Raw genomic sequence first — 6,965 nt, forward strand, 5'->3', positions numbered from 1 at the left:
TTCTCACCCAAAAAATATCCAAATTAAACCCAAAATATTATCCGCTTCAATCCGTGGCAGAAAAGCGGACGATTGAATGTGCAGGGCATCTTGAGCAAGTGTGATTAGCTGTCTGTTGCGACCAAAAACACAGCCTCTTGCTCTAACGCCTTACCGCTCAGCTTAAGGGCCGCAATAAGCTCCAGCACCTCATCGGGTTCCTGATCCAAATTTAAACTTGCCTCGGCATTGGCGACATATTTGAGATTATTTCGCCATACCTCTGAATTGCCATAGCGCTCCAATTTGGTTGTCCAGTCAGGCATTAGCCAAAGTTCGACATCGTCACCCAGCGCTTTGCGTAGGCGGGCGTAGTTCTCAAGTCCGACGCCATCGTAGTCTGGAAACATGAGAATCCGTGGACTGCGTTTTTTCTCGCATAGCCACTCTATCAGCCGTTCACTGACTTGGCCCTGATAATAGAGTACGGATCCGTGCAAGCCCTCAGGTACCCAGCTGGTGTCATCCAGCAACCCCTGGTTTTCCACCAGCCATAAGGGACTGTCGGTGGCCAGAGGCGTTTCATTCCGACTGATATCGATGGCGAGGGCTCCGGCGATGGATGTCAGCTGCCATAGGTCGAGCAACTCTCCATCACGATTCCAGCTTACGCCCGGCATTGTTGCCTTCAGCAGGCGGTAAGAAGCGGCGTGTAAACTCTTTCGACCTTTGGTGGACCGAGTAAACGCGAGGTTTTGTGCCCGGACTGGATGAGCTCGGTTGGCTGAATCTGCATCGGGCCGTAACTCCCGAAGGTGTTGCTCAAACACCGGTGAGTTGCTGATGCGATAAACGAAGCCATTGCCCTGACGCAGCTTGGCGACACATGCCGTTCTGCGGAGGAACTCATCAAGCACCCGCTTTTGTGTGGGCGTGAACCGTGATCCAAGACATTCTCCGCCGGAATCCTCAAGCTTAACCAATGCTTCTCTGAGCGATCTTTTCATTACGGGGAGCTCATGCCTCGACAGCTTCAAGCGGCTGCAGAATCTGCCAGTGCTTGCGGCTGATGTGGTTTTTTCCGTTGCTCAACTGTTGGATAGGGACGCAGTAATGAGCGGTAATCAACGGTGAAGGGGAAGCGAACATAAGAGCGAATCCGAATTCGGAAGCGGTTTTGATCAAACTTCTCTGGTTTGCAGCATCGAGCGCCAGGGCTTCGTCCAGGTAGCAAAGGGCTTGAACATTACGGCTCTTATCCTGCATCAGGTGGAGCATGGCCAGGCCGGTCACCAACTTGGCCATGAGCACGGTACCGTTGGAAGCTGCGCTGTCGATGTCGTCAAAGCTTTCTGCGTCCTGGTTTTCTTTGCCCAGCTCGAAAGTGAGGCGAAACAAATCGGCAACCTTCAGTCCTTGTCGAGCGCTACCTTCGTCGATCAGTAACTGGCGGGCTTGGTCCAGCTGTCGGTCGTCCAGTACGCTGGATTGGTTGAAGAGCTCGAAGGATTCGCCAGACTCCACTTTTTCTGCCGTTTGGATCAACAAGTCGATCGCTTCGACAAGGTGATTCTCGTGAACCGGCTGAATGCGGAAGACCTTGAGATCCGACAGTTTCCTGCGGCTGATCAGACGGTTGAATTCATGCATGGCATTTTCGAACGACTGCAGGTTGTCCCGAAGATCCCGGAGGCTGGCCGTTACAGTGACCACGGCACTGCGGGCTTTCTTTTCCAGGGCTTCTGCCTCTCGGGCCAGATGATGGCGGAACTCTACCATCAACCGGATTTCCTCTTCCGGGTTGGGGGCGTACTGGAACTTGGTCAGGCCGCCGCTGTGCAGGGTGATGCGCTGATGATGCAGATCCCGGTCCAGTTCTTTTAACTGATAGCAGTCCTGTTGATAGTTACGCAGCGTTTGCGCCAGTTGGTCGAGCGGTAGCTCCGGGTCGCCAACCCAGGGGGTATGGGGCAGGTCGGCAAGCCAGTTGAACTGCTCGTCGGTATCGCCCCGATTCTGGCGGCCATGCTCGATTTCCTGGTGGGCGGCGTCTAAGGTTTGCCGTTGATTGGCGACTCCCTGGATCTGCTCCCTGAGGGCTTGTTGCTGGGCACCAGCCTGTTCCTGGGCGTGTTCAATCTCTTCCAGCTCCTGCCTGGCTGCCGCAATCTCTTTCAAACGATCCGGGCGAGAGTTCTGAAGTTGAGCCAGCTCGTCAAACTGTTCCAAGTCTTTTTCCAGACCTTTTACTTCCTGCTCAAGTTTCGCCTTGCGTTTGTTCTGGGTGTCCATTTCCAGGGTGGCTGCTTTCTGTTCCTGCAGTTGCCGGAGCCGGCTCTCGCAGTCATCAATTAGGCGAGATATCTCTTCGTTTGACCGTTGTTGATATTGCAGTGGTTGGTCTGCGACAGACAAGTTCAGGCCGGGTAGTTCAAATCGGTCTGCCGCCATGCCCTCCAGCCAGCGATGGAGCTGGTTGGGATCGAGCTGATAGTCGCCGGAGGGCAGGGTGAGGAGTTGTCGGGCAAGCCCGCGATTGAGAACACTTAGCTGGTCTTCGGAGATGTGCTGTTTGAGCGTGAGATAAAGGTTATCAGAAAGCGTCTCCTGTTCTTTGCCCAATGCGGACAGCTCTTTCTCCTCCCGCCGGATCAGATCATCGATGGCGGCAGCTGACTGACCGTGGGCATTGGATAGTAGGGCGATCTGACGGTCGCGTTCTGCGGTGGCGCTAGCAAGCTGCTGCTCAAGCTGGCTGCGGTCATTGACCAGCGCGAACCGGTTCTCCAGTTCGTCACGGCGCTGCTCGTCCTTGATCAGTGCCTCCAGACGCTGGTTGAGCTCACTCTGGCGACGCGTCTGTTCCCTGTCCTTCTGAAGTAATTCCGATTCCTGCTTCTGCAATTTCCCAAGCTGATGCTGAAGCCTTTCGCTTTCTGTCTGGTAATGGTTCTGCCAACGCTCCAGCCCATCGTCGATGAGCGGGCGTCGGGCAATGATCCGGCCTCGGATGGCGAGGCGCTCTTCCTGCTGGCGCTCCAGTTCGTCGATCAGTTTTTGCTGATTTTTGGCGGCTCGGTATTGTTCCCGATCCTGGTTGACCTCGGCGAAGGCCTTGTCCCATTCCTGTTTGAAATCCACCACGGAGTCCGGCAACTGACGACTGAAGATCTGGAGCAGGTGGCGTTTTACTTCGCCGGAACTGAGTTTGTCTAAACGCAAGGTCCGGGTAAGAACCTGACGGTAAGCGTTGGCGTCCTTGCGGTTCTCCAGCCGGAAAACGGTAAACTCGGAGCTGGTCTGTCCCCGCTTACGGGCACCGCCGTAGACCATTTCGGCAAACTCAGTCGATGAGTAGAAATTGGCCGTTCGCCCGTGTTGAGCCAGCTGCTCCAACAGCTGTGGCTGCGTCACCAGCTTGCCATTGTCCAGCCTGTACTCCTCAATTTTCAGAGGGCCTCGATAAGCAAAATAGGCGTAGTCATGGCTAAACCCCTTCCCCACACACCCGAGCACTACTGAGCCGGATTCAGGCAAAGTGACTTCCAGCAGGATATAGCTGCTATTGGATGGGAAGTAGAAATGTCTCGCTTTGTCTTTGTCGTGGGCGCCAAAATCCAGGTGCCGCTTGTCGATAATCAGCAGGTATTGCAGGGCATTAATCAAGCTGGTCTTGCCAGTATTGTTGGGGGCAATGAGAGAAACTGACTCATCCAGAGGGAGCTCTGCGCGCTCATAGCCGGCGCTGTTGAGAAGTACCAGCTGCTGGAAGCCGTAATCGGAACTCATAGGGAATTATCCTCGTCGTCCTGATCGCTAGCCCAGGAAACATCTTCATCCTGATCCACCTGGCTGGCCAGTTCTTCGTAATGATCCAGGTAACGACACACGGCCGGCAACAGCTGCCAGGCTCCGCTATCGTAACGGGCAAAGCCGAAGTTTTCTGCGGTTCTCATCAGGCTCGCCAGGCCGGACAGATCCAGCTCTTCTGCCTTCAGCAAGTCCTGGTGTTGCTCGAAAACCGTTGTCAGCAGGATTTGATCGATTCGCCAATGCTCGAATTTCATCAGCGGAATGCCGGCATCCGCTTGAGTATCAAAGATGACCATGAACAACAGGGCCAGTTGCCGGGTGGCTTTGTTTGTATTGCTGCTGCCGTCGTCCTGATGGAACCAGGCGAAGCCCCGGCCATCAAGGCGAAGGTCAAAACCCAGTGCGGTAAAAATGGCCACATAATCGTCGAGGTTGCGTTCAAGCTCTTCCCACAATACTGGTTCTGAGATCCGGTTGAGATGCCGGCCCCGGTTGAACCAACGAAAAAGATGGGCCAGGTTTGGCAGGTTGCTGGCGATTTGTTGGAATTGGCTGGTATTACTCACGAGTTTTATTCACCGGTTGTGTCAGACGGTAGGGCCAGTAGTGGACTGAAATCAGGGAAAGGGCGGATATCGTAGGCTGCGCTTCCAGCTCCATCTCCCAAAGGTCCTCTCGTGCCAGGTCATGATAGAGCCGCAGGAGAACCTGGTCAGGCAGGGAGGGGTAGTGGTGCTTCAGCCACTCCAAAAGGTTGCCGACCGGGAGGTCCTTTAACAACTGTTGCCGGAGCTGTTCTTCGTCAATCCACTCAGCAATGGTTATGGGTGCCGCATCCACTTCGCCCGGGAACTCCCGTTCAGAAGGCTCAAAGTTCCTCGCTTCCGCCATGATTGTTTTTATTTCGTCGCCTACAGACACACTGCGGCTTTGATTCACGCGCCACACCGGCAGCCACGACTGATCCTGGCGTTTGCGAAAGGTGCGGTTGAGCCCTTTTTTGCGAATCTGTCCCAACAGCCGGCTGATAGCTGAGGAAAGATTGTTGTGTTGGCGTGCCTCTTCTCGGAGGGGTAACAGAATATCTGCACATTGCTGAGCCGTGATTCGCCCCAGTCGTCGCAGTTCCTTGGCCTGATAACCAACGTGCCGGAGACGGTTGAGGTGGCTGTAGAGTGCGCCTTTGGTATTCAGGCGATTGTATCCAAGGTCGAGGGCGTCTTCTGCTGCAGCGAGGTGATGGTAGAAAATGCCGGAAGGTCCGGAATCCATCATCTCGTTCATCGGTTCTACATATTGGTCGTACGCGTCGAGGACGGACTTGTAGCGTTTTGCAATGGGAGCCCGGGTGTCTGCTGATTTTGCTTGCTCGGCCAGCTCGGCAATCGCATGGCGGTCCTGCTCGAGCTGGCGGGCAATATCTCTGAACAGGGTAGATAGTTGGTTGATGGCTTGAGTCTGCTGACCGGTATCTCCGGCTTCGATACCCGCGGTGAGGGTCTCTGTCGCGCCACGAATTGCTTCGATGCGCGCCTGAATGACTGATGACAGTCCTAGTTCGTGTTCATGCGTCAGGCCACGGACAAACTCAAGTACATGGGCATTGACAACGAAGCTTTCAGAGCGGCTTTGAGTCTCCATTACGCCACTTCCCAAAAGCCTACGTAGGGCCTCCCTGACTTGAACGTCGTCCAGGGCCGGTTGAGCCTGGCGAATGGCAGCAAGAACCTGTTCCTCAGAGAACGCCGGCATCTCCCGGGTGGCCCGAACCAGTGCCTCGACAGTTTCCCATTGCTCATAAAGTGTCCGAGTGAGGTGTTTTGGGTTAGCCATGGTGTTTAGTCGCCCTTCGAAGCAAGGCGGGCGTCGATGCCAAAGAAAACCGCCGCGTTCACCAACGCTTCATCCTCACTGATAAGTTGAGCCTGGTGATGTTCTGCGCATGCCAAATGAAGTGCATCCAACGTTCTCAAGCTTGTCTTCCTTGTGCCAATCCAGTGGCTGGCCCGTTTATAGTGAGCCGTTTCAATGGGGCACAGGATGAAGCGGCCATGGCTGACATCATCGTGGAATGCACTTTCGATCCGGTTCGCCTGGGGTTCGCTGAGCTCTCCCATCCGAACCCACCGAGCGAGTGCGCTTGCCACCTCAACTTCCGTCAGATGACTAATAAGAACAGGCTGGGTTTGCGACTCAAGCAATGCCTGAACTCGATCGCTGGCCTGCTCTTGTCTGTAGTAGGGGAGAACGGCGCTGGTATCGAAGTACAACATTAATAGCGCTCGTCGTCTCTGAGTTCCCGCACCGCATCGGCAGAGCTTTCCCGGACGGGTGGCAGAGATGCCCTCAGTTCCGAACGGTTTGGAAACTGAATCTTTTCGGGCAAGGCCGCGGTTAGCCGTGCGGCTGGTTTGCCGTGGCGCAGAATTACAATCTCTTCTCCTGCGGCCACAGCGTCCAAAAGATTTGAGAGCTTTTCCCGAGTTTCTCGAACATTGATCGTTTGCATGGTTCTCACCCTATTCGTGTACACATTGAGTGTACTCGTAGTGGAAGTTCCATGGCAATCAGGTCCGTTGGAGATTTTTCGGTTTTATCTAACTCACTCAGAAACATTCTGTTCCCGCTCAAATCTGATCGTTGTTCTCGCCCGCTTGGGCGGCTTAATCAACCGGTAATGATTCCGCATGGCCTGCGTTTCGTGGCCGCCTTTGTCGTTTTCTCCTTGGCTCAGGAACTCTTCGGTCAGTCCTTTCTTGCGAAGGTCTCTGAGGTGGTACATGCCTCCATAGCCTGCTGTCTTGCAGGCATCTCGCCAGGCGGCCTGCATCGTTCTGTGTTTTACTTGTTGGGCTCTGGAGCGCTTATCGAAGTAGCGTGGGTATACTAGGAGTCTGCGCGGCAGAAGCCCGTTTCTGGCATAATAGACCGAAATTTTTTCGGCAACAGGACGTCTGATGGGAACCACTTTCCGCCCGTACTCGCCCGACCAGGAATTGCTCCTTCCCCCAAGCCTGAACGAGTGGCTGCCTGATGGCCACCTGGCCTATTTTGTCAGTGATGTTGTCGAGGAGCTGGATTTGAGTGCGTTTTACGCCCGCTACGAAGGCAGCGGTCGGCGTAACTCGCCGTTCGATCCACGGATGATGCTGAAGGTTCTTATTTACGCCTAC

7 protein-coding genes are annotated in these 6,965 nt (G+C 54.7%); 1 reads left to right on the forward strand and 6 read right to left on the reverse strand.

The genetic code is table 11. From position 1 onward, the window contains the following. Positions 1 to 104: 104 nt before the first annotated feature. The 6 genes from C7H09_RS14740 to C7H09_RS14765 are packed head-to-tail and all read right to left on the reverse strand — an operon-like array spanning position 105 to position 6,301. Complete coding sequence (locus C7H09_RS14740; RefSeq protein ID WP_106763999.1) at positions 105 to 986, reverse strand: DUF7281 domain-containing protein; 882 nt, start codon at positions 984 to 986, stop codon at positions 105 to 107. 10 nt (positions 987 to 996) lie between these two features. Next, the gene (locus C7H09_RS14745; protein ID WP_106764002.1) at positions 997 to 3,768 is read right to left on the reverse strand and encodes a hypothetical protein; all 2,772 of its coding nucleotides are present in this window, start codon (positions 3,766 to 3,768) and stop codon (positions 997 to 999) included. Beyond that, a complete protein-coding gene (locus C7H09_RS14750; protein ID WP_106764005.1) occupies positions 3,765 to 4,358 on the reverse strand; it encodes a condensin complex protein MksE in 594 nt (197 codons plus the stop codon). Before C7H09_RS14750 ends, C7H09_RS14745 begins: the two co-directional genes overlap by 4 nt. Continuing rightward, the gene (locus tag C7H09_RS14755) at positions 4,351 to 5,625 is read right to left on the reverse strand and encodes a hypothetical protein (protein ID WP_106764007.1); all 1,275 of its coding nucleotides are present in this window, start codon (positions 5,623 to 5,625) and stop codon (positions 4,351 to 4,353) included. Before C7H09_RS14755 ends, C7H09_RS14750 begins: the two co-directional genes overlap by 8 nt. 5 nt (positions 5,626 to 5,630) lie before the next feature. Continuing rightward, positions 5,631 to 6,065, reverse strand: a complete 435-nt coding sequence (locus tag C7H09_RS14760; protein WP_106764009.1) for a type II toxin-antitoxin system VapC family toxin — start codon at positions 6,063 to 6,065, stop codon at positions 5,631 to 5,633. After that, a complete protein-coding gene (locus C7H09_RS14765; protein WP_106764012.1) occupies positions 6,065 to 6,301 on the reverse strand; it encodes a type II toxin-antitoxin system Phd/YefM family antitoxin in 237 nt (78 codons plus the stop codon). Before C7H09_RS14765 ends, C7H09_RS14760 begins: the two co-directional genes overlap by 1 nt. A 448-nt stretch (positions 6,302 to 6,749) precedes the next feature. Between C7H09_RS14765 and C7H09_RS14775 the strand changes: the two genes are divergently transcribed. Next, on the forward strand, positions 6,750 to 6,965 hold a 216-nt coding region (locus tag C7H09_RS14775; protein WP_476738589.1), incomplete at its 3' end, for a transposase.

Origin of the sequence: Marinobacter fuscus, from assembly GCF_003007675.1 — a bacterium.
In the GTDB taxonomy this organism is placed as follows: domain Bacteria; phylum Pseudomonadota; class Gammaproteobacteria; order Pseudomonadales; family Oleiphilaceae; genus Marinobacter; species Marinobacter fuscus.

What these genes read in the sequence shown, in the direction of transcription:
- C7H09_RS14740 (WP_106763999.1), bottom strand. Translation starts at nt 986, where the DNA reads ATGAAAAGATCGCTCAGAGAAGCATTGGTTAAGCTTGAGGATTCCGGC.
- C7H09_RS14745 (WP_106764002.1), bottom strand. Translation starts at nt 3,768, where the DNA reads ATGAGTTCCGATTACGGCTTCCAGCAGCTGGTACTTCTCAACAGCGCC.
- C7H09_RS14755 (WP_106764007.1), bottom strand. Translation starts at nt 5,625, where the DNA reads ATGGCTAACCCAAAACACCTCACTCGGACACTTTATGAGCAATGGGAA.
- C7H09_RS14760 (WP_106764009.1), bottom strand. Translation starts at nt 6,065, where the DNA reads ATGTTGTACTTCGATACCAGCGCCGTTCTCCCCTACTACAGACAAGAG.
- C7H09_RS14765 (WP_106764012.1), bottom strand. Translation starts at nt 6,301, where the DNA reads ATGCAAACGATCAATGTTCGAGAAACTCGGGAAAAGCTCTCAAATCTT.